Origin of the sequence: Novosphingobium lentum NBRC 107847, assembly GCF_001590965.1 — a bacterium.
Lineage (GTDB): Bacteria > Pseudomonadota > Alphaproteobacteria > Sphingomonadales > Sphingomonadaceae > Novosphingobium > Novosphingobium lentum.
The window spans coordinates 62,307-88,049 of sequence record NZ_BCTW01000001.1 but is presented as its reverse complement, the minus strand read 5'-3'; the positions used below and the strand labels follow the sequence as shown (position 1 = coordinate 88,049).

Here is a 25,743-nt window from a genome sequence, read left to right as displayed (position 1 = left end):
CAGAATGTTTGATCTGAGCCGACCGCTTGCGGGCAAGGTCGCGATTATCACCGGTGGCGGCAGCGGCATCGGCCGCGCGACCGCCAAGATGTTTGCCGCACGCGGCGCGAAAGTGGCGATCACCGGCCGCACCGAAAGCCGTCTTGCCAGCGTCGTCGCCGAAATCGAGGCCGCGGGCAGCGAAGGGCTGGCCATCGGCATGGACGTGACCGACGAAGCCTCGATCGCGGCGGGGATCGCCCGCACGGTCGAAAAGTTCGGCAAGCTCGACATCCTGCACAGCAACGCGGCGCAAACCGGCGCGATGTTCGAGGATGCGGCGATCGCCGACATGACCCTGGAATTCTGGAACAAGGCGTTCGCCACCAACCTTACGGGTTCGATGCTGGCGGCCAAACACGCGATTCCGCACATGCTCAAGCAAGGTTCAGGTTCGATCATCTTCACCGGATCGGGCAAAGGGCTGGCGGGCGATCTCGACTATCCGGCCTATGGCACGACCAAGGCCGGCCTGCTCGGTCTTTCGCGCTATGTCGCCACGCAGTATGGCAAGCAGAACATCCGCGCGAACGTGATCGTCGTCGGCCTGGTCATGACCGAGGCGCTTGACGAAAACCTTCCGCCCGAAGCGCAGGCGCTGATGAAGGAGCACAATCTCGTGCCGTTCCTGGGGTCGCCCGACGACATTGCCGAAGTGGCCGCGTTCCTGGCGTCCGACCAGTCGCGCTATGTCACCGGCGCTGCAATCGTGGCCGATGGCGGGTTCACCGCGCATTCGGGCGTCTATGCCGATATGCAGCGCTTTATGGCGCACGCTGCGGCGGGTGCCGCATGAGCGGGCAGACCATCGGTGTCATCGGCGGCACCGGCAATCTGGGCGCGGCGATTGCGTGGCGGCTGGCGCGCGCCGGACACAAAGTGCTGATCGGTTCGCGCAAGGCAGAGGCGGCGCAGGACAAGGCGGCCGAGCTGGGCCACGGGCTGACCGGCATGGCCAATGCCGATGCGGCGGCACAGGCCGACCTGATCATCGTGGCGGTGCCGTTCTCCGCGCAGGAAGCGACGCTGGCCGACATCAGGCCGCACGTCGCGGGCAAGATCGTGGTCGATACCACGGTGCCGCTGGTGCCGCCCAAGGTCATGCGCGTGCAGCTTCCGCCCGAGGGATCGGCTGCGGTGCGCGCGCAGGGCCTGCTGGGCGAAGGCGTGACGATGGTTTCGGCGTTCCACAACGTGGCCGCGCACAAGCTGGCGCAGGATATCGACGTGGGCTGCGACGTGCTGGTGTTCGGGGACGAGAAAGCGGCGCGCGCGAAAGTCGTCGCGCTGGCCGATGCGATGGGGCTGCGCGGCCTGCATGCGGGTTCGCTGGCCAATTCGGCGGCGGCCGAAGCGCTGACCTCGATCCTCATCTTCATGAACAAGACCTATCAGGTTGACGGCGCGGGCCTTCGCATCACAGGGGACCTCATTCCTCCTGCGGATTGAACGCGGGCGGATGGAGCCCCGGGGAACGCGAGCGTAGTGCCAGGCATCGAAATCATTCCGCTCACGGCCATCGGCGAAGTAGGGCCGGGCGAAGACTTGCCCGCCACGCTCGCCGCCGCTGTCGCCAGCGCCGGTACGCGGCTGGGGCCGGGCGACATCCTGGTCGTGACCCAGAAGATCGTGTCGAAGGCCGAGCACCGCTCGGTTTCGCTGGCCGACGTGGTGCCGGGCGCCGAAGCGCTGCGGCTGGCGGCGATCACGCGCAAGGACGCGCGACTGGTCGAGCTGGTCCTGCAGGAATCCACGGCCGTCCTGCGCGCCGTGCCGCATGTGCTGATTGTGCGCCACCGGCTGGGGCTGGTGATGGCCAACGCCGGGATCGACCGGTCGAATATCGGGACCGGGAGCGACGAGCGCGCGCTGTTGCTGCCGATCGACCCCGACGCTTCGGCAGAGCGGATTTCAGCGGCGCTGGGTTGCCCGGTGGTGATCTCTGACAGTTTTGGCCGGCCGTGGCGCATGGGTGTGGTCGCGGTGGGTATCGGTGCGGCGGGACTGCCTGCGATCAACGACCGGCGCGGCCTGCTCGATCGCGATGGCCGCACGCTGGAAGTGACCCAGATCGCGGTGGCCGATCTGCTGGCCAGCGCCGCCGGACTGGCAATGGGCGAGGGCGGGGAAGGTATTCCCGCCGTGATCGTGCGCGGCTATGCCGTGGCGGGAGCGCCGCGCCCCGCAGCCGATCTCACGCGCCCCCTGGCCGAGGACCTGTTCCAGTGAAAGTCACCGTACTGACCGGCGGCGTGGGCGGGGCAAAGCTCGTGCTGGGCCTGTTGCGCGTGCTGCCCGCCGATGCGGTGACGGCCATCGTCAACACCGGCGACGATTTTCGCCATATCGGCCTGCACGTGTCCCCCGATATCGACACGCTGCTGTACACCCTTTCGGGCAAGTCCAACCTTGCGCAAGGGTGGGGCCGCGCCGACGAGAGCTGGAACTTTCTTGAAAGCTTGCGCGATCTTGGCGGGCCAGACTGGTTCCAGCTGGGCGATCGCGATGTGGCGCTGCACGTGCTGCGCACCGCGCGGCTGGCGGGCGGGGAAGGGCTGGACCAGATCACCGCCGATATTGCCCGGCGGTTCGGCATTGGTGCGACGATCCTGCCGATGTCGAATGACCGCGTGGCGACGCGGCTCGATACCGACGAGGGCGATCTCGATTTCCAGCACTATTTCGTGGCGCGGCGCTGCGCCCCCAAAGTGACCCGGATCGGGTTCGATGGCGCGGAGACCGCCCGTCCGGCACCGGGCGTGATCGCGGCCATAACGGACGCGGACGCGGTGCTGGTGGCGCCGTCGAACCCGTTCCTGAGCGTCGATCCGCTGCTGGCCGTGCCCGGCATTCGCGCCGCGCTGGTGGCCACGGCGGCGCCGGTGGTCGCGGTATCGCCGATCATCGGCGGCAAGGCGGTGAAAGGCCCTACGGCCAAGCTGATGGAAGAACTTGGCATCCGCCTCGCCAACGCATCGATCGCCGCGCACTATGGCGACTGCATCGACGGGCTGATCATCCATGACGGCGACGATGCGCCCGAAGGGCTGGCGATCGCGCGGACGGACACGCTGATGCACGACGATGCGGACAAAGCCCGGGTCGCGCAAGTCGCGCTGGACCTCGCCGCCAGGATCGCGGGCCGGTGAACTGGACGGCAGTCGTCCCGCTCAAGGCGGCGGGGACCCGCAAGACCCGCCTGACCGGAGCCTTGCACGACGATGCCCACGCCGCGCTGACGGTGGACATGGCGCGTCACGTGATCGCCACGCTGGCGACGGTGGCGGCGATTGGATCGATCCGGGTTCTGTCCCCCGCGCCCGAAGCGATGCCGGGCACGGATTGGGAGCCGGACCGGGGGGAGGGCCTCAACGCCGAACTCGATCGGGTGTGTCAGGCGCTGGAAGGGCAGCGGTTGCTGATCATCCACGCCGATCTGCCGCTGCTGAGCGCCGGGGACGTCGATGCCCTGATCGCGGCGGCAGAGGCAGACGGCGCGGCGATAGCGCCCGATCGGCATGGCCAGGGGACAAACGCGCTGGCGCTGCGCGCGGCGGCGCGGATCGGTCTGGCGTTCGGGCCGGACAGTTTTGCCCGGCACCTGCAACGCCTGCCCGGCGCAGCGACCGTGCGGCGCGAGGGGCTGGCGCTCGATATCGACACCGCCGACGATATTGCCGCTGCACGGCGTGCCCTTCCTTTGGGAAGGTGGTGAGGCCGCCAGCCGTGCCCATGGTCCGCGCCTACAGCTTGCGCCCGGACTCTCGTGCCGGGTGAAGGGGCGGGCGACCTGGCGGAGGACTGACGATGAAGCTCAACATGGGCGTTCCCAATTCCATGCACGTCAAGGCGATGGTGCAGCCGTGGGAATTCGCGCTGACCGGATCGGACGTCGGTGACCTGATTGCCGAAGGTGACGCGCTGGGCTTCAACAAGTGCATGCTGGGCGAACATTTCGTCATCCCGTCCGAACACTACGACCTGTCGGGCTATCACTATTTCCACGTGGTGGTGGCGCTGGGCTATCTCGGTGGGCGCACCAAGAACCTGCGGCTGTCGTCGTCGGTGTCGATCCTGCCGCTGCAAAGTCCGATCGTGCAGGCCAAGGCATGGTCGACGCTCGACTGGCTGACCGGCGGGCGCGCCGAAGCGCTGTTCGGGGTCGGCTGGCTCAAGGACGAATTCGACATGCTCGGCGTCGATTTCCACAAGCGCGGGCGCATGGCCGACGAATACCTCGCCGCGATGATCGAGCTGTGGACGTCCGACAGCCCCACGTTCGAGGGCGAGTTCGTCAACTTCAAGGACGCCGGGTTCGAGCCCAAGCCGATCCAGCAGCCGCGCATCCCGATCTGGCTGGGCGGCGATGCCGAACCGGTGCTGAAGCGCGTGGCCAGGTTCGGCGACGGCTGGTCGCCGTTCCGCACCCCGCCCGAGACGTTTCCCGATTGCATCGACCTGATCAAGTCGCAGCCGGGCTATGATGGTCGCAAGATCGACGTGTTCTTCGCGCTCGAGATGCTGAATGTCGGCGCGCACCACGAAGTGCTCGACGATCCGCGCGCACCGGGAACGCGCGATGCGCAAAAGATCATCGACCAGATCGGCTGGCTGAAAGACCTCGGCATCACCGAAACCATCGTGCCGCTGCCGCCGGGCATCACCGACAAGTCGGACTATCTCGAACGGCTGCGCTGGGTGGCCGAAGAGATCATGCCCAAGGTCTGACGCGCCAACGTATTCGGGACGGCAACGGCGGCGGAAAGCCGCCGGGCGTCCGCCATGGAAGAGGACAATCCGGCATGAACAGGTTTGAAGGACAGGTCGCGTTCGTGACCGGCGGGGCCGGCGGCATCGGCCGGGCGGTGGTCCAGCGGCTGGTGGACGAAGGCGCGCGCGTCGCGGTGACCGACATCGTCGGCGACGCGGCGCGGGAGGTCGCATCGGCCTATGGCGACAAGGCGGTGGCCTTCGCACTCGACATCGGCGACGAAGCCGCGGTGAAGGCGGCAGTCGACGGCACGATCGCGGCGTTCGGGCGGCTCGACGTGCTGGTCAACAATGCGGCGCTGACCGACATGGCCACAATGATGGGCGATACCGATGCGGTGACCATTCCCAACGACGTGTGGGAGCGGACGCTGCACGTCAACGTCACCGGCTATCTGTACTGTTGCCGCTACGCGATCCCGCACATCGCAGCCGGCGGCGGCGGGGCGATCGTGAACCTGGCATCGGGTTCGGGCATGCTGGGCGATTCCGCGCGCATTGCCTATGGCACGTCAAAAGCGGCGGTCATTTCGATGACCCGCTACATGGCGACGCAGCACGGCGCGCAGAAGATCCGCTGCAACGCGATTGCGCCGGGCCCCATCGTGACGCCGCATTCGCGCAAGGTGGCGGGCAAGGAGTTCGACATCATCGCCCGGCACATGCCGATGGGCGAACTGGGCGAGCCATCGGACATCGCGGCGCTGGTGGCGTTCCTCGGCTCGACCGAATCGCGCTACATCAACGGGCAGGTCATCGTCATCGATGGCGGCATGTCGGCCCATCATGCCCACGTGATGGACATGATGGACCACGCCGCCGCGCAGCAGGGGTGATCGCATGAGCGCGGAATCCACGGCGGCGCGCGGTTACCCGGCGCGAGACGAACGGCTTCCGACCGATCTTGCCGCTGTGGATGCGGCGTGGCTGCAGCGCGTGCTGCGCAACCGCTATCCGGGGGTCGAGATCACCGCTCTCGACGTGGTGGAGATCATCCAGGGCCACACCACCAAGCTGCGCGTCGTTGTCGCCGGTCCCGATCCGGCGATCCTGCCCGCGCGCCTGTGCCTGAAATCGAACTGGTCGGGCAGCCCGTTGAGCGGGGAGGCCAACGTCAACGAAGCGCGCTTCTACAAGGACTTGTGCGAAGGGCTGAAACTGCCCGCACCGCATTGTTTCTATGCCGATTGGGACGATGACGCAGAAGGCAAGCAGGGCCTGCTGGTGCTGGAGGACATGGAATACTGGGGCGGCAAATTCGGCACCTCGGCCGAGCCGATCACCATCGATCAGGCCATGCACGGCGTGGCGGCGCTCGCCACGTTGCACGCCAGCACATGGGGCGATCCTCGGCTCGACGCGGCGGGCTGGCTGCAGCGGGCGATGGCGCCCGATCACGCGGGCGACGATTACTGGGCGATGATGGCCGATCACTACGATCGCGTGAACCGGCTGCCCGAACGCGTCGCGATGTTCCCCTCGTGGTTCGAGAACGAACCGCACAAGCTGCGTGAGGCGTGGTTGCAGTTGTGCGCGCACGACATGGCCGACGCCGCGCCGCTGTGCCTGGTCCACGGCGACGCGCATCTGGGCAACAGCTATGGCACCGCAGACGGTGTGCGCCTGTTCCTCGACTGGCAGATCGTGCGCAAGGGCCACCCGTGGCGCGACTACAGCTATTTCGCCGCCGGTTCGATCACGATCGCGGATCGCCGCGCCGCCGAACGCGACCTGCTGCGGCACTACCTGTCGGTGCTGGCCGAACACGGGATCGACATCGGGTTCGATGCGGCATGGCAGGAGTACCGCCGCTGGATCGTGTGGGGGCTGGTGTCATGGCAATCGAACATCAATCCCAAGGAAGCCACGCTGCCGTCGCTGGAACGGTTCTGCGTCGCGGCCACAGACCTCGCCATCGACGATCTTTATGACCTCTAGGAGCGCAGCTTTCACATGACAGCGAGTGAGCACATCTGGGCCCAGTTGCCACCCTTGCCGCGCGAGCAGCTGGTGGCGGCGGTGGATCGGTATGAATCGGCCGGGCTGGAAGGCATCTGGGCCTCGCAGACGTTCGGCGCGCCGTTCCTGCCGCTGTCGGCCGCCGCCGCCGTGAGCGAACGGATCAAGCTGGGCACCGGCATCGCGCTGGCGTTCGTGCGCAGCCCGCTGGAAACCGCGTGCAACATCATGGATCTGGACCTGATCAGCGGGGGCCGTGCGATCCTTGGCCTCGGTTCCAGCGCACAAAGCCTGACCGAAGGCGCGTTCGGATCGACGTATGGCAAGCCGCTGAGCCATATGCGCGAAGTGATCGGCATGGTCCGCGCCATCGTCGCCAAGGGGCATACCGGGGAACTGGGCGTGCTGCAGGGCGAGTATCACACGCTCGACCTCACCCATTTTCGTACGCTGTCGCCGCCTGTGCGCAGCGAGATCCCAATCTTTCTGCCCGCCGTGTTCCAGAACGCGTGCGACATGGCGGGTGAGATCACCGACGGCCTGCTGGGCCATCCGCTGTGGAACGCGCAGTGGATTCGCGACGTGGCAGTTCCGGCGTTGCAGCGCGGGCTCGACAAGGCGGGGCGGCCGCGTTCCGCCGTGACGGTCAACCTGCAGATGTTCGTGGCGGTGAACCCCGACAAGCGCGAGGCGATCAACGATGCGCGCGCCAACATCGCGTTCTACAGCCAGTCGCCGCAATACCTGCGGTACTTCGACGGCATCGGCATGGGCGAACCTGCGCGCGCGTTGCAGGAACGCTTCGCCGCTGGCGATCTGGCCGGGATGGTCGCCGCCTGCACCGACGATATGGTCGAAAGCATCGCGCTGGTCGGCCCCAAGGACGAAGTGCTGCGCCGCTTCAACGAGCGGGTCGAGCATGCCGACGCCTGCACGCCGGTGATCCCGCACTACGGGCTGGAAGCCGACAAGATCGCGTTTTACACGGCCGGCATTGCCGACCTGTTCTATGGAAATGGGAAAGCCTGACGATGACCGACATCGAAGCGAACAAGAACGTGGCGCGCCGCTATATGCAGGCGGTGGTCGATGGCGACATCGCCACGGTAGAGGCGCTGCAGCACCCCGATTGCACCTGGTGGATCCTGGGGTTCGGCGACATGAGCCGGCAGGCGTTCATCGACAGCGTGCGCGACGGGCTGCTCACCGCGAACAAGCGCGTGGCCGACATCATCGGGCTGACCGCCGAGGGTGACCGGGTGGCCGTGGAAGTGCGCGGCGAGATGACGTTTCCGAACACCGTCTATCGCAACGAATATCACAACCTGCTGATCGTGCGCGACGGGCTGATCGTTTCGGGCAAGGAATACATGGATACGCGCGCCGCCGCCGCCGCGTTTGCCCCTGCTGCCGGTGGGGCCGCGTAATGAGCGAAACCACGGGCGTTCCCGAATACGACGATGCCGCCGTCCAGCGCATCCGCGACTTCGTCGAAGCGACGATGGGCGGCAAGATCGTGCGCATGGAACAGCAGGTGCGCTGGCGCCCGGCCTGGTTCGCCGATGTCGATGTCGACGGCAAGATCGTGGAAGTTCACTTGCGCGGCGATCGCACGGGCGATGTGGCGATCTTCCCCGATCTGAAGCGCGAGGCCGATATCGTCCGCGTGCTGCACAGCCAGGGCATTCCGGTGCCTGCGGTCCATGGCTATCTGGCCGATCCGCCGTGCATCGTGATGCAATCGATCAAGGGCACGCGCGACTTGTCCGGTCTGTCGCCGCAAGCGCAGAGCGTGGTGGGTCGTGAATACATGGCGGCGGTGGCGGCGATGCACAAGCTGCCGGTTGCGGCCTTTGCCGAGGCGGGCCTGGCTGCACCCGAAGGCGCGGAAGACATCGCGCTGGTGGGCCTCAACACGTACATGCCGCAATACCGGCGCACCAAGAAGCGGCCCGAGCCGTTGCTGGAATTCGTGATCCAGTGGGTCCGCCGCAACGTTCCGAAGCACCGGACGCAGGCGAGCTTCATCCAGTTCGATTCCGGGCAGTTCCTGGTGCACGAACAGCGCATGACGCAGCTGTACGATTTCGAATTCAGCATGATCGGCGATCCGATGGTCGATCTGGCGACGATGGGCATGCGCAACACGATCGAGCCGCTGGGCGCGCCGATGGCCGAGCTGTTCGGCTACTACGCCGAAGCCAGCGGCGAGCCGGTCGATCACGATGCGGTGCTGTTCCACGTGCTGCAGTTTTCGCTGCTGGGCACGATGCAGTTCACCGGCACCGTGGCCGATCCGCGCCCGGCCGATCCGCATTCGGTCTACCTGCAGTTCGACCTGTCGCTGCGCCGCTCGATCCTGCTGGCGCTGTCGAAGCTGTCGGGCCTGCCGATGCCCGAACTGCCGCCGCTGGTCGAGCGGACCGGCGACAACGCCAACCTGATCCGCAAGCTGGCCGATACCCTGTCCGGCATCGCGGTGCGGGATCCGGTGGCCGACGGGCAGAAAGCCCAGGTGGTCGAACTGATCGAATGGGTCAGCCGGGCCGATGCTTATGGCGCAGGCATGGTGGCGCAGAACATCGCCGACGTCAGCGCGTTCCTTGGCCATGACTTTGCCGATTGGGCGTCTGCGGAAACCGCGCTCGAAGAATTCGTGCTGACCGCCGGGCCGGATCAAGACGCGGCCTTGTTCGCGTTGCTGGCCACGACCGAGGGACGGCGGCTGCAAGTGTTCGGCCCGACGTCGATCGGCGAGGCGGCTCTGAACGTGAAGCTGCCGCAGGGAGTTTAAGACATGACGTCCACCGAACCCGCCGTCAGTGAAATCAGCCGCGATTTTGCGGCGGTGAGCAGCGTTTACGGCACCGACACCGAAGACCCACACGCGGTCTATCGCGAATGCCGCAAAAGCCAGCCGATCATGGTGGGCGACATTCTGGCCAAGTGGAACGTGCCGTCGCAGGCGGACTATTCCAATCTGGGGCGGCAGGTGTTCACTCTGTTCCGCTATGACGACGTGCTGGCGGTGCTGCGCGACAACAAGACCTTTACCAGCACACTGCTGCAGGAAGGGCTGGGCCAGTTCCTGGGCGGGTTCCTGCTGACCGGCATGGACGATGCGACGCACAAAGTGACGCGCAAGCTACTGGCGCCGGCGTTTTCGTCCAAGGCCATCGCGGGCTGGAAGGCGTTGCTGACGCCCGTGGTGCAGGACGCGGTCGCCAAGCTGGCCCCGCGCGGCAAGGCGGAGCTGATGGAAGACCTGCTGCTCCCGCTCCCGGTGCGGCTGATCTACGAAATCATCGGCTTTCCCAAGGACGAGGCGAGGACACAGGAATTCGCCGCGCGCGGCATGCGGATTCTGGTGGGGCCGCAGCGCGATCCGGAAAAGGTCAAGGCCAGCATGGCCGCCGCGTTTGTCGCAGCGCAGGAACTGTATGACGATACGCTGGAAGTCGTGGCCCAGCGCCGGGCCGAAGGATCGGTCGGCGAAGACCTGATCGGTTATCTGCTGCGCGCCGAGGACGATGGCACCCGGCTCGACGATGCGCACATCACCGAACTGATCCGCCAGATGCTGCCCGCCGCCGCCGAAACCACCACGCGTTCGTTCGGCAGCATGCTGGTGGCACTGCTGGAACGGCCCGCGTTGCTCGCCCGCATCCGCGACGATCGCACGCTGGTGGCCAAGGCGGTCAACGAAGGGATGCGCTGGGAAACCGCGTCGCAGTTCCTGGCCCGGCAGGCGACCGTCGATGTCGAATTCCATGGCGTGACGGTTCCGGCAGGGGCGGCGCTGTCGCTGTGTTCGGGTTCGGCCAACCGCGACGAGACCGTGTTCGACAATCCGGACGAATTCGATATCGACCGGCCGCAGAAGGTGAACGTCGGCTTCGGCGCGGGCATCCACACGTGCCTGGGCATGCCCGTCGCCAAGACCGAGATGGAGGCGATGCTCAACGCCGTGCTCGATCTGCCGAACCTGCGCCTCGACCCCGACCAGCCGGCTCCGGTGATTGTAGGGGCGCAGTTGCGCGGTCCGCGCGCGCTGCACGTGGTGTGGGGATGATCGCATGACCGGCATCTTCAGCGGCAAGGTTGCGCTCGTCACCGCGGCGGGTGCGGGCATCGGCATGGCGACGGCCGAAGGGTTCGCCCGGCGCGGCGCCCGCGTCATGCTGTCGGACATCAATGCCGAGACCGGCAACGCCACCACCGAACGCCTGCGCGGCGAAGGCCATGACGTGCGCTTTCTGCGCGCCGACGCCACCGATGAGGCCGATGTCGCCGCTCTGGTCGCCGGAACGGTGGCCGCGTTCGGCGCGCTTGATGTCGCGGCCAATATCGTCGGCGATGCGCATCGCGATGCCTCGGGCGCGGACTTTCATGAGCAAAGCCTTGAGTCGTGGGAATACACCCAAGCCGTCAGCTTGCGCAGCGTGTTCCTGTCGATGAAGCACGAGATCGCCCACATGATCGGGAATGGCGGCGGCGCGATCTGCAACGTCACCTCGCTGGCGGGGCTGCTTTATGTCGGCGCGGCCGGCGCGGCTTATGCGGCATCGAAAGCCGGTGTCGTGCGGCTGACCAAGTTCGCCGCCGTCTCCTACGCCGACCGGGGCATCCGCGTGAACTGCATCGCGCCGGGGGTGACCCCGACCGAAGCCTACAACAAGGCCGGGCCGGAGATGGGGCAGATGGTGATCGATCATCTGCTGCCGTTCCAGCCGATCAAGCGCACCATCGCGACCTCCGAACAGGCCGACGCCATCGCATGGTTGTGCAGCGATTCTGCGGCGATGGTGACCGGGCATGTGCTGCCCGTCGATGGCGGCTGGACCGCGCAATAAAAACAGGAGAAGGCCGTGGCGTTCCGCATCATCCACTGGGCAACTGGCCACACCGGCAAGATGGTTATCCGCGCCACGGCGGAACGGCCCGACTACCAGATCGTCGGCGGGTTCACCTACAACCCCGACAAGTCGGGACACGACATCGGCACCGTGGCCGGGATCGCGCCGCTGGGCGTCGCGCTGACCAATGATCGGCAGGCGATCCTGGCGCTGGAAGCGGAATGCGTGCTGTTTCTGGCGGGTGCGGAAAACGATGTCCCGGGCAGCATCGCCGATATCTGCGCGCTGCTGGCATCGGGCAAGAACGTGGTCACCACCGCCGCCAACTTCATCTATCCCAAGTCGCTGGGGCCGGACGTGGCAGGCGCGCTGGCCGCTGCTTGTGCGAAAGGCGGCACGACGTTCCACGGCCTGGGCATCATGCCGGGTTTCCTCGCCGAATCGGTGCCGCTGTACCTTGCGCGGCTGTCGCGGCGGGTGGACCGGATGGTGGCGTCGGAAACGCTGATGTACGACAAGTATCCCAGCACCTACCAGATGTTCGACCTGATGGGCTTTGGCTATACGCCCGACGATCCCACCCCGGCTTTCGCCAATGTGGAGCTGGTCGGCGAGACGTGGCGTCATTCGGGAATGCTGGTGGCCGATGTGCTGGGCTTGCCGATCGACCGGATCGAAAACTTCCGCAACGTGGTGGTCACCCCGCGCGATCTCCACGTCGCTGCTGGCACGATCCCGGCGGGGACGGTGGGCGCGATGAACTTCGGCGTGCGGGTGATCTCGGGGGCGCGCGAGCGGATCGTGCTGCAGCACTTCACCCGCATGGCCGAAGACCTCGCGCCCGAATGGCCGCAAGGGCACGGCTGGCTGATCGACCTTGAGGGCGAACCGACGATCAACGCGCGCATCGACATCGGATCGCACAGCGTGATGCCCACCGACGATGCGTGCATGGCCACCGCGATGCATGCCATCCACGCGGTGCCTTACGTGGTGGCGGCGGCCCCCGGCATCATGCTGCTGACCGATGCGCCGCCGCTCGCCGGAACCGATGCGTTCCATCAGGCGGCGCCTGCCCCCGTCCAGACCGGTGCCTGATACCATGTCGCCCGAGGCGGTCGCGACCGCATGGGTCGAGGCGGCCGTCGCCGGAGACGCCGCTGGCTTGCGCTCGCTGTTCGCGCCCGATTGCCGGATCTTCGTGGCGGGCGACATGCCGTTCTGCGGGTGGATGGATCTGGATGCGTTCTTCGCGCAGACCGCCGTCCTCCCGCTCGACGGACCGATCGTGTTCGAGATCGGCGACACGGTCGCGCAAGGCGAACGCGTGTGGTTCGAGGCGCAAAGCGCGGCGAAGCTGGTTGGCGGGGCCGACTATCGCAACATCTACATCTTCCAGCTGCAGGTTCGCGACGGGCGGATCATCGAATACAAGGAGTTCGGCGACACGCTGCATGTCTGGCGGACCATCGACGATCCGCGCGTCCGGGGTGAACCGATTGCCCGCCAGCCGCTGTTGACGAACGTGACGCGGCGGCTGGTCGGGAATGCAATTGCGGGCGGATCAGTTCACGAGGCGTAGGCGTAGTCGCCGCCCTTTTCGATGGTCGCGCGGAACGCCGGGCGGGCGTGCAGGCGCAGGAGCCATGCGGCCATGTTGGGGTAGGCATCGATGCCGATCAGCACGCGGGCCAGTTCGGCGACGAAGCTGACCTGGATGTCTGCGGCGGTGAATGTATCGCCCAGCAGATAGGGGCGCCCTTCCAGCGACTGTTCGATAAAGCCGAGCACGCCGGCAAATTCAGCATCGGCGCGCTGGTCGAATTCGGTGCCCTGGAGGCCGGCGGCCAAACCATAGACCTTGAGCATGATCGGGTTGGTGCCGATCGACACCGCGATGTTCATCCACTCCAGATAGCGCAGCAGGTCCGGGCTGTCGTTGGCCGGGGCCAGCGCGCCATTGCCGTGGCGGCGCAGGATGAAATCGATGATCGCGCCGGATTCGACGATGGCGCCATCGTCGGTTTCCAGCACCGGCGCCTTGCCGATGGGATGCGCCGCCTTGAGCGCAGGCGGGCCCATCCGCGTCTCGGGATGACGTTCGTGGAACACCACCTCGAACGGCAGGCCGAGTTCTTCCAGCAGCCAGAAGACGCGGGATGAACGGCTGTGGTTGAGGTGGTGCAGCTTGAGCATGGTGGAAATCCTGGATCGGGGTCAGTCGGCGACCGGGCGCGGGTACGCATCGGGAAACAAGTGGTCGAGCGATGCAAGCCCGCGCGTAACGATCGGGCCGGGGTAATCGCGCAGCAGCTGCAACCGGCGCATCTGACGGCGATGGAAATACCGCACCAGTGCATGGTCCCGGTCCGGCGCGGCGTGTTCGACCAAGGCGTCGAGCTGCGCCTCCAGCGTGGCGGCGGCTGCATCGTCCAGGCCCAGGATCGTGCGGGCATCGTCCAGCTCCGCCTGTTCGATCGCGTCGCCGCTTTCGGCAAGGCGTTGCAGGTAAAACGCCAGCGACTGCGTGGGGGGCTGGCGGAAGAAGCCCTCGGTCGGCAGCGCGCCGGTCTGCACCACCAGATCGCGCCAGGCATGGGCGTCGCGCGGGGTGGTCACCGCAATGGGCTGGGACGGATCGAGCGCCAGGCCCTCGCCCTCGGCGATGGCTTCGAGCGCGGCGCGGCCGGCCCCCATGCTCCATGACAGGTATTCGACATAAGCCGGGTGTGGGCTGACCTTGCGGAAGGTCGCCTTGACCATCATCGGCACCGCGATGAACAGCAGGACGGTGTAGTAGCTGAGCGTCGGCCAGTCGATTTCGTTGCCGCTGTCGCGCACATAGCGCGCCAGCACCGCTGCCACGTCGCTGATGGGTTCATTGATGTCACGCACCCGGATCGAGGCGAGATCGGCAATCGGATCGCCCAGCTTGGCCAGTTCCAGATCGTACAGCGCGGTAACGCGCTCGCCGTTGTGGAAGAACTGCGGGGCGTCGCCGATGAGCACGACGTTGCGATCGCGATGCAGCGGCAGGTGGCGGTGCAGCCATCCGGTGACGAAGCGCAGCAGCGCGTCGGGCTGGTCCTCGGCCTCGTAGTGGCTTTCGGACAGCAGCAGATATTCGAGCGCCACGGCCTCCGGGGTTTCCCCTGCGCTCAGGCCCGCCGCCATGAACGGCGCGATATCGAGCGCGTGGACGGCGGCAAGGTGGCCGGCATAGTCCTCGACCATGCGCTGCACCGCCGGATCGCCGTCCAGATCGCCCAGAAACGGGGTGTCGTCGAGATGGGCCATGACGATGGCTTCGGGATTGGCGCACCAGCCATAAATGTGTGGGACGGGGATGCCGTTTTGCTCGAACAGGTTGAGCACTTCGTATTCGCGGCGCAGCGGGCAGATGCCAAGGCCGCTGGCCCGGTCGCCGCGCACATGCAGGGCGATCGTTTCGGTGCCGCGCTCGACCGTCACCTGCCACGATGGCCGCCACCGGGGCAGGCGCTCGAACGCGGTGATCGTGCCGTCGATGTTGTCGGCGATCCAGGCGCGGATTTTGGCTTCGCTGTGCGCGTCGGCAGCGTCGTCGGTCATGCGTTGCCCTTGGGCGCGCGGTCGACGATGGCGCGGCAGCGCTGGTAGGCGGGGCGCGCTTCCATGCGCTCGACATAGGCGGCGATCGCGGGGTGGCCTTCCACGTCGACCGGCACGTATTGCCGCGTCATGGTGAACGGGAAGGTCATCATCACATCGGCGGCGGTGAACTGCTCACCGGCGAAGAACGGCACGGCCGCCAGCCGCGCATCGGTGAAGGCGAGCAGTTGTGCGATCCGCTGGCGCGCATAGACGCGCAGCTGGTTTTCGGGATCGATCCCGGCGAACCCGGCCATGATCTCGCTCACCAGCGCGGGCATCATCGTCGATTCGGCGAAATGGAACCAGTAGAGGTAGTCGGCATAGTCGGGCGATGTCGGCCCCAGCGCCAGCGCGCCGCCGCCTTGCGTGGTGGCGAGGTATTCGATCACCGCACCGCTTTCGGCGATGTTCGTGCCGTCGATCCCCAGCACGGGCGACGACCCCAGCGGGTGCAACGCCTTGTACGCGGGCTCTGCCTGCATCGTTACGGGCAGCCGCTCGAAAAATTCGATGTCGTACGCCGCGCCGAGTTCTTCCATCAGCCACACCGCTCGTTCGGAGCGGGAGCGGTCGAGCTGGTAGATCGTGATGGTCATGGGGTTAGTCCTCTACCGCCTGAAGCTCGGGGCTCGCGTGCTGGCCGGTCATGTGCAGGGCCGAAAGGTAGCCGTAAAGCAGGCCCCGCGTGTTCGCGATGCCGCTGTTGTACCCGCCGCCGATGTCGAGCCAGGCGGCGGAATTGCCCGCCGCGTAAAGGCCGGGGATGGCGGCGTCGCGCGCATCCAGCACGCGCGCGTCGGTGTCGATCGGCAGCCCGGCGGTGGGCACGCCCATCGTCACCCGCTCGATCTTCACCGCATGGAACGGGGCCTTTTCGATCGGGCCGAGGTTGGGATTGAGCAGGCTGGGGTCGCCGGTCATGATCCGGCCCCACGGCACGCTGCCGCGCGCAAAATCCTCGTCCATCCCCGTCACGCAGAACCCGTTGAAGCGGCGGACGGTGTCTTCCAGCCCCATCGCGTTCATGCCGATGCGGTTGGCAAGCTCCGTGATGGTGTCGGCGCTGGTCGCCATGCCTTCGGACAGCGGCTGGCCCGGCCAGCTGGGCATGAGGCCATATTTGTCGAGCATGTTCTGGTCGAACACGATCCATGCGGGCCAGTTGGGCTGGCCCTGCTCCTGCCCGTCGAACCGGCCGACCTTGGTCGCGACATCGGGGTAGAAGGCATCGTTGGCAAAACGGCGGCCATAGCGGTTGACCGCCATGCTGTGCGGCGCGCCCGGCAGCCACATGCGGTACGAGGGATGCCCGTAGATGGTTTCGGCGGGCACTTTGTAGCCGATGAAGATCGGGCTTTGTGCAGGCGCGCGGGCCGGGATGGCAATGGCGCCCGCCTTGGCGGCCATGACGATGTGATCGCCCGAGACCGTCGGCGGGGCCATGCTGCCGGCCTGTGGCAGCGCATCGAACGCGCTGACGAACGCAGGCTTCCAGTCGTAGCCGCCGGTCGCCAGCATCACGCCGAGGCGCGCGCGCACGCGCTTCGTGCCGGTTTCGTCGCGCAGCACGACGCCGGTGACCGCGCCATCTTCCACTACCAGCTCGATCGCTTCGGTCGAGGTGCGCATGTCGACGCCGAGGTTCTTTGCCGCCAGCACTTGCGCGGCAGCAAGACCCGCGCCCGCGCAACGTTCATCAGCCTCGACATGGCGCTGCAGGCAGGCACCGACGTGCTCGCCGCCGTCCTGCATCTGCACCCATTCGTTCGAGGTGGTGTAGCTGTAGCCGTCGCCATAGGGCGAGGTCAGCACTTTGTCGGCCAGATCGCCCAGCCGTTCGGCCTGGAACGGCAGCACTTCGACATAGCGGCCTTCGGCCTTCGATCCCCTGACCGACGGATAGTAGTAATCGGGCAGGCCGTTGACCACGGTCATCGCGATGCCGATCGTGTCGGTCATGTAGCGCAACGCTTCGCGCCCGCGTTCAATGAACACCTTGCGCCGGTCCGGCGTGGCGAACCCTTGCGAGAGGTGGGTGAGATAGGCGTCGGCATCGGCGTCGCTGTCGGCAATGCCGTCGGGTTCCTGCAGGTGGTTGGGGCCCAGCCACAGCTGCCCCGACGAGAGCGCCGAGACGCCGCCGAGCAGGTGGAACTTTTCCGCCACCAGCGCCGTCGCCCCGCGATTGGCCGCGGTCAGCGCGGCGGTCATGCCGCCCAGGCCCGAGCCCACGCACACCACATCGAAAACCTCGTCCCACGGCATAGTCGATCTCCCGGCAGCCGGCGACGTCGTTCTCCCGGCAACCTGCGGCCGTGGTGCGCGTTCGCGCGGTTGCGCAAACCTATCGTTGTCTAGGGCCGGGCGGTGCCCCCGCAGCGCAGGACTGCGGCCGCCGGGTAGAATTTGGCGCACTGGCGACAATGTTTGCGCTGGCGTCGGCGGCTCCGGAGGCGCTGTGGTGGATGGGACAAGCCGATACGCAGAATCGGCTGCAGATTTGAGGAGATTTGCCGTGGCCACCGCAACCGCCGCAGCGCGCCCCGCCCATGTTCCCGAAGAACTGGTCGTGACCCTGCCCCTCTACGCCCGCCAGCGGGTTGACGAGTGTCCGCAGGAAACGATGATCCCGCAGTTGCAGGCCACCCTGCCGCCGATCTCGTATGTCACCAACATCTTCCCCGGCGACCAGCCCGGCTGGCTGCTGACCGGCTACGAAGACACCATGACGATGCTGCGCGATCCCGACAATTTCACCAAGAACGGGATGGGCAAGTGGGCGCAGAACATCGGCGAGGACTGGCTGGTGATCCCGACCGAGGCCGATCCGCCGATCCATACCGCCTATCGTGCGGCGCTCAATCCCAAGTTCGCGCCGCAGAAGATGGCGGCCCTGCGCGATCAGGTGCGCGAACGCGCGCGGACGCTGATCGACAAGTTCAAGGATCGCGGCACGTGCGATTTCGTCGACGAGTTTTCGGAGAAGTATCCGATCAACATCGTCCTCGACCTGCTCGACCTGCCGCAGGACCGCATGGCCGAGTTCCTGGTGTGGGAAAAGGAAATGCTCCACACCAATGACTGGGAAGTGCGCGGCAACGCCGTGCGCAAGGTCAAGGCCTACCTGATGGGCGTGATCGAGGAGCGCCAGAAGAACCCGGGCGACGATTATATCAGCCACATTTTCGATAACGAGGTCGATGGGCGCAAGTGGAACGTGACCGAAGTGTTCGGCCACTGCTTCAACCTCTACCTCGGCGGGCTGGACACGGTGACGTCGCTGCTCGGCAACATCTTCTGCCATCTGGCGCGCTATCCCGAACGCCAGCGCGAGCTGCGCGAAAAGCCCGGTTTGATCGTGACCGCCGTGGAAGAATATCTGCGCGCCTACGCCCCGGTCACGGCGTTCCGCATCGCCGCCAAGGAAATCGAGATCCGGGGCCAGAAGATCATGCCCGGCGAATACATCTCGGTCGCGACCCCGATCACCGGTTATGATCCGACCTATTACGACCAGCCGGAACTGGTCCGGTTCGATCGCAAGGCGCCGCACATCTCGCTTGGCGGCGGCATCCACAAATGCCTGGGCATGCACCTGGCGCGGATGGAAATGCAGATCGCGATCGAGGAATTCCTGACGTCGGTGCCCGAATTCCGCATCAAGGACGGGTTCAAGGTGTCGTACTTCGTGGGCAACATCATGCATGTTCCCGAACTCGAGTTGCAGTGGGGCTGATCGCGTGGCGGCGCAGCGTGCTGCGGCCCTGCATTGTCTTGACCGCAGCGCGTCGGTAAGCCAGCGCGCGCCGAGGGGGGCGGGTCCGGTGTCGGACCCGCGGTCGAGGCCAAGGGTAGGGAGCGCGATGCGCAAGGACGCCGCACGCAATCGGGAACGGCTGATTGCGGTGGCGCGCGAATACTTCCGCGCCGGCGTCGCCGATGTCTCGCTTGAGGAAATCGCCGTAAAAGCCGGTGTCGGACGCAGCACGCTGTTCCGCAACTTTGCCGATCGGCTCGACCTGATCCGCGCGGTGCAGGCGGCGGAACAGCACGTGATTGCCGAGGAATGCCGCAGACTGGGCGACCGGCCCGATGCCTTGTTCGGACTGATGCGCACCGTTGCAAGGCTGACGTTCATCTACCGCGCGATGGACGATTCGCTGCTCGCCAGCCCGGCGGGGAAGGCGATGATGCTGCAGGTATCGCGCGAAACCGCCGCCACTTTTGCCGAGCCGATCGCGCGGGCACGCGCCGCAGGGCTGCTCCGCGCCGATGTCGCGCTGGAAGACATCCTGATTGCCTGCACCATGATCGGCGCGGCCCAAGGCGGCGATTTTTCCACCAGCGACGCCATTTTCGACCGTGCGTTCGCCCTGATATTGCGGGGGATCGGCGCCGTCGATGGCGGTGCCGCCGCGTAAAACCGCGTCGCAGAGCGTGGCATGCAAAGATGGGACTTGCAGTTTCACTTATTGACCGTCATGGGGTCGCAGAGCATGGACGAATCGTCCCCGTATGAGGACGAGTCCGGCACGCGGGGCGCGCGCGCCCCGCTTCGAGAGGATCAGTTCGCATGAACGATGCAGCGGTGGACATGTACGATTACATCATCGTCGGAGCCGGCTCGTCCGGTTGCGTGCTGGCCAACCGGCTGTCGGCCGATCCCGCAACGCGCGTGCTGCTGGTCGAAAGCGGGCCGGACGATACCAGCCCGCTGATCGCCATGCCGCGCGGCATCGGCAAACTGCTCGATCCGCGCAATCCGCATGTCTGGTCCTATGACGTTTCGCCCGGTGGCAACAAGCCGTCCGAGATGTGGCTCAAGGGCAGGGCGGTCGGCGGGTCCAGCGCGGTCAACGGCATGGTCTACATTCGCGGAGCCCCGCTGGACTACGATGGCTGGGAGGCTGCGGGCTGCACCGGCTGGGGCTGGGACGAGATCGGGCGCTGCTTCGTCGAGCTGGAAGACCACGAACTGGGCGCGGCCGAATGGCGCGGGACCGGCGGTCCGATCCACGTGAGCGTGCATCCCACGCACAACGGTCTGTGCGAGGCGGTGCTGACCGCCGGGCAGCAGATGGGCGTGGCGCGCGTGGCCGACGTCAACGATGTCGATGTCGTGCGCGAAGGCGGTCTTGGCTACCAGACCCGCAACATCGACAAGGGCAAGCGCGTCAGCTCGGCCAAGGGCTTCCTCAAGGCCGCGCGCAGCCGCAGCAATCTCGACGTCCTTGTTGAAACCGACGTGCTCAAGGTGGAGATCGAGGACCACCGCGTTACCGGGGTGACGTTGCGCGACAAGAACGGCACCCGCTTCGTCGGCGCACGCGAGGTGATCCTGTCGGCGGGTGCGGTGCATTCGCCCAAGCTGCTCCAGCTTTCGGGCATCGGACCCGAGGCGGTGTTGCGCGCCGCAGGCGTGCCGGTGATCGTCGACTCCCCCGACGTCGGCCGCAACTTGCGCGAACATCGCTATCTCCAGACGGTCTACCGCGTGACCGGTGACAGCATGAACCTGAACTACCAGGGGCTCGGCCTGCTCAAGTCGGTGCTGCAGTATGGTCTCCTCGCCAAAGGTGCGCTGACCCACGGGGCGCACGAGGTCGGCGGCTTCATCAAGAGCCGTCCCGAGCTGGAACATGCCGACGTGCAGATCGGCGTAAGCCTGTATTCGCTGAACCAGACCGACAAGGGCGTGGTCCCGGACAAGCACCACGGCCTGACCATTCTGGGCTATTTCACCCGGCCCGAGAGCCAGGGCGAGGTGCGCATCCAGTCCGCCGATCCCGATGCGCAGCCGTTCATCGACGCCAACCACTTTTCCGCCGAGATCGACCGGATCACCGCCGTCTCGCTGTTCCGCTGGCTGCGCGCCTTGGGCCAGCAGCCCGCGCTGAAGCCGTGGATCGTCGAGGAACAGTTCCCCGGCGGCATGGTCAAGACCGACGACGACATCCTCCAGAACGCGGTGGCGCTGGGCGGGACCGCGTTCCACATCGCGGGCACCTGCCGGATGGGCGCGGACGAGCAATCGGTGTGCGACCCCCAGTTGCGCGTGCGCGGCGTGAGCGGACTGCGCGTGTGCGACACCTCGATCTTCCCGACGCTGGTGTCCGGTAACACCAACGCTCCGGCGATGGCCGTCGGGCTGCGCGCGGCCGAAATCATCCTCCAGACCCAGCACGCCGTTCAGGCCCCGTAATTCCTCGAAATCCCGTGAGGCGACCCATGACCATTCCCTTTACCGATATCGAACGCCTGTACATCAATGGCGAATGGCTCGCGGCGGCTGACCGCGAGGCGGTGCTCAATCCCGCCACCGAAGAGGTCATCGGCGAAGCGCCGGTCGGCGATGCCAGCGCGGCCGAGGCGGCTATCGCGTCGTCGTTCGAGGCGTTCGAGAACGGGCCGTGGCCGCGGATGGCGCAGGCCGAGCGCACCGCCATCATGCAGAAGTTCCACGACGCCTTGTATGCGCGGCGCGGCCAGATCGTGGACCTGATCCTCAAGGAAGTGGGCTGCGCGCAAGCGGTGACCCGCAACGTGCAGGTCGATGCCCCGCTGGAGCACCTGCAATCGGCGATCGATTATTCGCTGCGCGAGGAACCCCGCCAGCTTCCGGTGGCGTCCAACGCCAACATGATCAATCCGGCGGGCCCGCGCATCCTGGGCGGCGGCACCGTGGTGCGCGAGCCGGTTGGCGTGGTCTCCGGCATCACCGGCTACAACTTTCCGTTCCTGCTCAACCTCGCCAAAGTGACCCCGGCGCTGCTGGCCGGCAACAGCCTGATCCTCAAGCCTTCGCCGTTCACGCCTTATTCCGCGCTGCTGCTGGGCCAGATCGCGGACGAAATCGGCTTGCCGCGCGGCGTGCTCAACGTGATCACCGGCGGGCCCGACGTGGGTTCGATGCTGACCACCGATCCGCGCGTGGACATGGTGACGTTCACCGGGTCCGAAGCGGTCGGGGCGGCGATCATGGGACAGGCGGCGCCCACGCTGAAGCGCGTCCATCTGGAACTGGGCGGCAAGTCCGCGATGATCGTGCGCGAAGATGCCGATGTCGAAGCCGCCGCCGCCATGGCGATCATGGTGCTGACCGTGAATGCCGGGCAGGGCTGCGCGATCACCACGCGCTTCCTGGTTCACAATGCGGTTCGCGCGCGTTTCGTCGAGACGGCGAAGGCGGTCGCTGGGCACTTCAAGGTCGGCGATCCGTCCGACCCCAGCGTGCTGATGGGCCCGCTGATCCGCGAGAGCCAGCGCGCCAAGGTCGAGCGGCTGATCCAGGCAGGTCGCGATGGCGGGGCGACGCTGGCGTTGGGTGGCACCCGCCCTGCCGGGCTGCCCAAGGGGTTCTTCGTGGACATCACGCTGTTCGACAATGTCGATAACCGCTCCACGATTGCGCAGGAAGAAGTGTTCGGCCCGGTCGGATGCGTCATCGGCTTCGACACCGACGACGAGGCGGTGCGGATCGCGAATGAATCGCGCTATGGCCTGAACGGCGCGATCATGACTGCCGATTCCGCCAAGGCCTATGAAATGTCGCTGCAGCTGCGCACCGGCAACGTCGCGATCAACGGCGGCATCGGGAAAATGGCCTATGCCCCGTTCGGCGGCTACAAGCGGTCGGGCATCGGGCGCGAATACGGCGCCGACTGGCTGCGCGAATTCCAGCAGGAAAAGACCATCACCTACCCGGTCGGACGCTGAACCTGCGACAGGCTAAAGATGAGCGGGTCTTGTTGCGGATGTTCCGGGACCCGCTCTACGCTTCCAGCAAGCGCTCGCGGATGGCGGCGATCCGGGCATCGTCCAGGCCCAGCGCCTCGCGCGCATAGCCCGCGATGGAACCGTGCGCCGCGACCACGCTGTCGAGCGCGGACTTGAGGTAGGCCGGGTCGGCGCACATCAGGGCATCGCGCACGTCCGGCTGCATCTTCTCGAACGGATGCTCGCCATCGGTCAGGCCCATGCCGGCCGCGCGATGCGTGACGGTGAAGGCATAAAGATCGACCTCGGTGTTGGTCAGCGCATAGTCCGTCAGGATCGCGTCTTCGCCCACGCCGACCAGGCCCAACACCATGGCCGCGCAAAACCCGGTGCGGTCCTTGCCCGCCGCACAGTGGAACAGCACCGGCGTCTCGTCGTCCAGCACCGCGTCGAACAGGCCGCGCAACGGGCGGACCAGCCAGTCCTTCATGGTCGGATAGGACCGGATCAGCCATTCCCGGGCTTCCGCACCCGTCGCCGCATGTTCCCACGGCGCGCCGCGTTGCGACGACGCGATCGATTCATCGAGCTGCCACGACAGGTTGCGCGCCGGGCCGGCCCATGTCGTGGGCTCGACTGTAATCTCGTCATCGCGGCGCAGGTCGATGATGGTGCGGATCCCGGCCGGCGCGATCGCCTCGTGATCGGCGGGCGTCAGGTAGGTCAGCACGCCCGAGCGATAGAGCACGCCGTGCCGCACCCGACGGCCATCGGCGGTGGGATACCCGCCGATGTCGCGCAAGTTGCAGCCGCCGACAAGATCGAAGCGACGGGATTGGCGAAGCACCATCTGACTATCCTCCAATGGCGACCGAGTGACCGAAACGGACTCGTCCTGAAGCGGTGCGATATTGCCGGGTCAATATGTCAGGACGACCTTGCCGCGCACGTTTCCGCCGGCCACTTCGGCCATCGCCGCTACCGCCTGTTCCATCGGATACGTGCGCTGGATGGTGACCTTGAGCTTGCCCGCATCGGCCAGCGCGGCGGCATTGCCGAGGGCGGCGGGATTGGCCGAGCCGAACACCATCGTCGCGCGCACGCCGTGGCCGGCCGCTTCGGCTTCGTCCGGCGGCGTGGTCAGCGACACCAGGATGCCGCCCGGCTTCAGCAAGTCCCACGAACGGGCGATGGCCGGTGGGCCGAACGCATCGAGGACCATGTCGAAATCGCCGATCGCCTGCTCGTAGGCCGTGGTGCGGTCGATCACGTGGTCCGCGCCCAGGCCGCGCACGAAGTCCATCGTGGCGGGCGAGGTGAGCGCGGTGACTTCGGCACCCAGCGCCTTGGCGAGCTGGATGAATATGCTGGCCACACCGCCAGCGGCGGCATGGACCAGAACGCGCGTTCCCGGGCCGACCTGCCCTGCATCGAGCGCGGACTGCGCCGTGACGACCGCAACCGGCAGCGCGCCCGCTTCGACCATCGACAGGCTGGCGGGCGCGTGGGCGAGCGAGGTCGCCGGAACGGCCACGACATCGGCGAAAGCACCGACCGGGCCGATCGACCCATAGACCTTGTCGCCCACGGCAAACCCGCTCACGCCGTCCGCCACTGCGGTGACGGTGCCTGCGATCTCGTTGCCGATCGTGATGGGAAAGGGGGCCTGAAGGTAGTCCTTCATGTACCCGTCGCGCACTTTCCAGTCGACGGGATTGACCCCGGTCGCCGCGACGGCGACGCGCACCTGCCCGGGGGCCAGTCCGGGTTCCGGGATATCGTTGACGACGACGACTTCGGGATCGCCGTAGGCCGTGATCTGGATGGCTCTCATGGTCATTCTCCGTGACGGCTGGACGCGATCGGGCGAAAGGGATTCACAGCACGTTGTGCGCGATTTTTTCCAGCGCAATGCGCGCGTCTTCGACGCTTTCGATGTGCGGCAGGCTGAAGGCCAGGCGGTCTGCTCCGGCGTCTTGGTAGATGGTGCGCAACTCGCGGCTGTCGTCGCCGGGGGCCAGGATCACGCCGATCTCGAAATGCGCGATATCGCGTCCGGCGTCCTGCGCATAGGCCATGATCTTCGCGCGGCCCTGCTTCACATGCTCCGGCCCGGTCATGTCGGTTTCCGTCAGCGAGAGCAGGCGCGTACCGGCATAGGCGGGCAACCAGCCCTGGCAGTGCTCGCCAACGCGTTTCAGCACGCCGTCGCTGTACCCGCCGAGCAGGATCGGCGTGTGCGGCTTGCTGACCGGGCGCGGGTACATCTGCACTTCGGGAAACTGGAAGAAGTCACCGTCGAAGGCGAACGCGTCCTCGGTCCACAGGCCCTTCATCACCGCGATGCTTTCCATGGTATAGTCCCAGCGCCGTTCGAAGCTGCCGCCGCTGGCCTCGATCTCGATCCGGCTGGCACCCCCCGTGCCCAGCCCCAGCAGGAACCGCCCGTTGCTGTAGGCATCGATCGAGGCGACCTGCTTGGCCACGTCGACCGGATGCTTCATCGGCATGATCAGCACGCCGGTCGACACTTCGAGCCGGGTGGTCAGCGCGGTCGCGCGCGCCGCGCCGATCAGCGGGTCCTGGTAGAACGGCACGCCATGGGTGTGCGGACCCTTGATCTCCTCGCGGATCGGACGGACCGTGTGATGCCCGGTGGTCAGCCAGTCGAACCCGATCTGTTCGGCCAGCCGCCCGATCTCGCCCATATCGACATCGTTGATCGGCACGCCCGGATCGGCGAACGGCCTGCTTACGCCAATTTTCATCG

26 protein-coding genes are annotated in these 25,743 nt (G+C 66.5%); 19 read left to right on the top strand and 7 right to left on the bottom strand.

Going from position 1 to position 25,743, the window contains the following annotated elements; translation table 11 throughout:
* Positions 1 to 4: 4 nt before the first annotated feature.
* From NL2_RS00425 to NL2_RS00355, 15 genes are all read left to right on the top strand, one after another.
* A complete protein-coding gene (locus tag NL2_RS00425; RefSeq protein WP_068070562.1) occupies positions 5 to 835 on the top strand; it encodes an SDR family NAD(P)-dependent oxidoreductase in 831 nt (276 codons plus the stop codon).
* Complete coding sequence (gene npdG, locus NL2_RS00420) at positions 832 to 1,488, top strand: NADPH-dependent F420 reductase (RefSeq protein WP_068070560.1); 657 nt, start codon at positions 832 to 834, stop codon at positions 1,486 to 1,488. Before NL2_RS00425 ends, npdG begins: the two co-directional genes overlap by 4 nt.
* Before the next feature lie 36 nt (positions 1,489 to 1,524).
* Complete coding sequence (gene cofE / locus NL2_RS00415) at positions 1,525 to 2,268, top strand: coenzyme F420-0:L-glutamate ligase (RefSeq protein ID WP_068070558.1); 744 nt, start codon at positions 1,525 to 1,527, stop codon at positions 2,266 to 2,268.
* Entirely contained in the window at positions 2,265 to 3,188 is a 924-nt protein-coding gene (gene cofD, locus NL2_RS00410; RefSeq protein WP_068070556.1) for a 2-phospho-L-lactate transferase, read from the top strand. The genes cofE and cofD overlap by 4 nt, the downstream gene beginning before the upstream one ends.
* Positions 3,185 to 3,754, top strand: coding sequence for a 2-phospho-L-lactate guanylyltransferase (gene cofC / locus NL2_RS00405; RefSeq protein ID WP_068070554.1), 570 nt, complete (start codon positions 3,185 to 3,187; stop codon positions 3,752 to 3,754). The genes cofD and cofC overlap by 4 nt, the downstream gene beginning before the upstream one ends.
* A 92-nt stretch (positions 3,755 to 3,846) precedes the next feature.
* Positions 3,847 to 4,767 (top strand): TIGR03619 family F420-dependent LLM class oxidoreductase, encoded by a 921-nt coding sequence (locus tag NL2_RS00400; protein WP_068070552.1) that lies wholly within the window; start codon positions 3,847 to 3,849, stop codon positions 4,765 to 4,767.
* A gap of 74 nt (positions 4,768 to 4,841) precedes the next feature.
* On the top strand, positions 4,842 to 5,645 hold the full coding sequence (locus NL2_RS00395) for an SDR family NAD(P)-dependent oxidoreductase (protein WP_068070550.1): 804 nt from the start codon (positions 4,842 to 4,844) through the stop codon (positions 5,643 to 5,645).
* Positions 5,646 to 5,649: 4 nt separating this feature from the next.
* A complete protein-coding gene (locus tag NL2_RS00390; RefSeq protein ID WP_068070548.1) occupies positions 5,650 to 6,747 on the top strand; it encodes a phosphotransferase in 1,098 nt (365 codons plus the stop codon).
* A gap of 15 nt (positions 6,748 to 6,762) precedes the next feature.
* The gene (locus NL2_RS00385) at positions 6,763 to 7,797 is read left to right on the top strand and encodes an LLM class flavin-dependent oxidoreductase (RefSeq protein ID WP_068070546.1); all 1,035 of its coding nucleotides are present in this window, start codon (positions 6,763 to 6,765) and stop codon (positions 7,795 to 7,797) included.
* A 2-nt stretch (positions 7,798 to 7,799) separates the two neighbouring features.
* Positions 7,800 to 8,195 (top strand): nuclear transport factor 2 family protein, encoded by a 396-nt coding sequence (locus NL2_RS00380; protein ID WP_068070544.1) that lies wholly within the window; start codon positions 7,800 to 7,802, stop codon positions 8,193 to 8,195.
* Positions 8,195 to 9,562 (top strand): phosphotransferase, encoded by a 1,368-nt coding sequence (locus NL2_RS00375; RefSeq protein ID WP_068070542.1) that lies wholly within the window; start codon positions 8,195 to 8,197, stop codon positions 9,560 to 9,562. Before NL2_RS00380 ends, NL2_RS00375 begins: the two co-directional genes overlap by 1 nt.
* Positions 9,563 to 9,565: 3 nt before the next feature.
* Positions 9,566 to 10,840, top strand: coding sequence for a cytochrome P450 (locus NL2_RS00370; protein ID WP_068070541.1), 1,275 nt, complete (start codon positions 9,566 to 9,568; stop codon positions 10,838 to 10,840).
* 4 nt (positions 10,841 to 10,844) lie between these two features.
* Positions 10,845 to 11,621 (top strand): SDR family NAD(P)-dependent oxidoreductase, encoded by a 777-nt coding sequence (locus NL2_RS00365; RefSeq protein WP_068070539.1) that lies wholly within the window; start codon positions 10,845 to 10,847, stop codon positions 11,619 to 11,621.
* Between the two features lie 15 nt (positions 11,622 to 11,636).
* Entirely contained in the window at positions 11,637 to 12,722 is a 1,086-nt protein-coding gene (locus NL2_RS00360) for an NAD(P)H-dependent amine dehydrogenase family protein (protein ID WP_068070537.1), read from the top strand.
* Positions 12,715 to 13,206: a nuclear transport factor 2 family protein gene (locus NL2_RS00355; RefSeq protein ID WP_068070535.1), complete on the top strand. Its 492-nt coding sequence runs from the start codon at positions 12,715 to 12,717 to the stop codon at positions 13,204 to 13,206. The genes NL2_RS00360 and NL2_RS00355 overlap by 8 nt, the downstream gene beginning before the upstream one ends.
* Here the strand turns inward: NL2_RS00355 and NL2_RS00350 are convergent.
* Genes NL2_RS00350 through NL2_RS00335 form a run of 4 tightly spaced genes read right to left on the bottom strand, consistent with a single transcriptional unit; the run spans position 13,194 to position 17,522 of the window.
* Positions 13,194 to 13,820: a glutathione S-transferase family protein gene (locus tag NL2_RS00350; protein WP_068070533.1), complete on the bottom strand. Its 627-nt coding sequence runs from the start codon at positions 13,818 to 13,820 to the stop codon at positions 13,194 to 13,196. The genes NL2_RS00355 and NL2_RS00350 overlap by 13 nt on opposite strands.
* Positions 13,821 to 13,841: 21 nt before the next feature.
* On the bottom strand, positions 13,842 to 15,215 hold the full coding sequence (locus NL2_RS00345; RefSeq protein ID WP_068070531.1) for a phosphotransferase: 1,374 nt from the start codon (positions 15,213 to 15,215) through the stop codon (positions 13,842 to 13,844).
* Complete coding sequence (locus NL2_RS00340; protein WP_068070529.1) at positions 15,212 to 15,853, bottom strand: glutathione S-transferase family protein; 642 nt, start codon at positions 15,851 to 15,853, stop codon at positions 15,212 to 15,214. Before NL2_RS00340 ends, NL2_RS00345 begins: the two co-directional genes overlap by 4 nt.
* A 4-nt stretch (positions 15,854 to 15,857) precedes the next feature.
* Positions 15,858 to 17,522 (bottom strand): FAD-dependent oxidoreductase, encoded by a 1,665-nt coding sequence (locus tag NL2_RS00335; RefSeq protein ID WP_068070525.1) that lies wholly within the window; start codon positions 17,520 to 17,522, stop codon positions 15,858 to 15,860.
* 250 nt (positions 17,523 to 17,772) lie between these two features.
* Here NL2_RS00335 and NL2_RS00330 point away from each other — a divergent pair, with 250 nt between their 5' ends.
* From NL2_RS00330 to NL2_RS00315, 4 genes are all read left to right on the top strand, one after another.
* A complete protein-coding gene (locus NL2_RS00330; RefSeq protein ID WP_068070523.1) occupies positions 17,773 to 18,993 on the top strand; it encodes a cytochrome P450 in 1,221 nt (406 codons plus the stop codon).
* A gap of 127 nt (positions 18,994 to 19,120) precedes the next feature.
* Positions 19,121 to 19,678, top strand: a complete 558-nt coding sequence (locus NL2_RS00325; RefSeq protein WP_068070521.1) for a TetR/AcrR family transcriptional regulator — start codon at positions 19,121 to 19,123, stop codon at positions 19,676 to 19,678.
* 152 nt (positions 19,679 to 19,830) lie between these two features.
* The gene (locus NL2_RS00320; protein ID WP_068070519.1) at positions 19,831 to 21,459 is read left to right on the top strand and encodes a GMC family oxidoreductase; all 1,629 of its coding nucleotides are present in this window, start codon (positions 19,831 to 19,833) and stop codon (positions 21,457 to 21,459) included.
* A gap of 26 nt (positions 21,460 to 21,485) precedes the next feature.
* Positions 21,486 to 22,973: an aldehyde dehydrogenase family protein gene (locus NL2_RS00315; protein ID WP_068070517.1), complete on the top strand. Its 1,488-nt coding sequence runs from the start codon at positions 21,486 to 21,488 to the stop codon at positions 22,971 to 22,973.
* Positions 22,974 to 23,028: 55 nt separating this feature from the next.
* Here NL2_RS00315 and NL2_RS00310 read toward each other — a convergent pair whose 3' ends face one another.
* From NL2_RS00310 to NL2_RS00300, 3 genes are all read right to left on the bottom strand, one after another.
* A complete protein-coding gene (locus NL2_RS00310) occupies positions 23,029 to 23,823 on the bottom strand; it encodes a tyrosine-protein phosphatase (RefSeq protein WP_068070515.1) in 795 nt (264 codons plus the stop codon).
* Between the two features lie 69 nt (positions 23,824 to 23,892).
* On the bottom strand, positions 23,893 to 24,807 hold the full coding sequence (locus NL2_RS00305) for an NADP-dependent oxidoreductase (protein WP_169799441.1): 915 nt from the start codon (positions 24,805 to 24,807) through the stop codon (positions 23,893 to 23,895).
* 43 nt (positions 24,808 to 24,850) lie between these two features.
* Positions 24,851 to 25,741: a TIGR03619 family F420-dependent LLM class oxidoreductase gene (locus tag NL2_RS00300; protein WP_068070511.1), complete on the bottom strand. Its 891-nt coding sequence runs from the start codon at positions 25,739 to 25,741 to the stop codon at positions 24,851 to 24,853.
* Between the last annotated feature and the right edge of the window lie 2 nt (positions 25,742 to 25,743).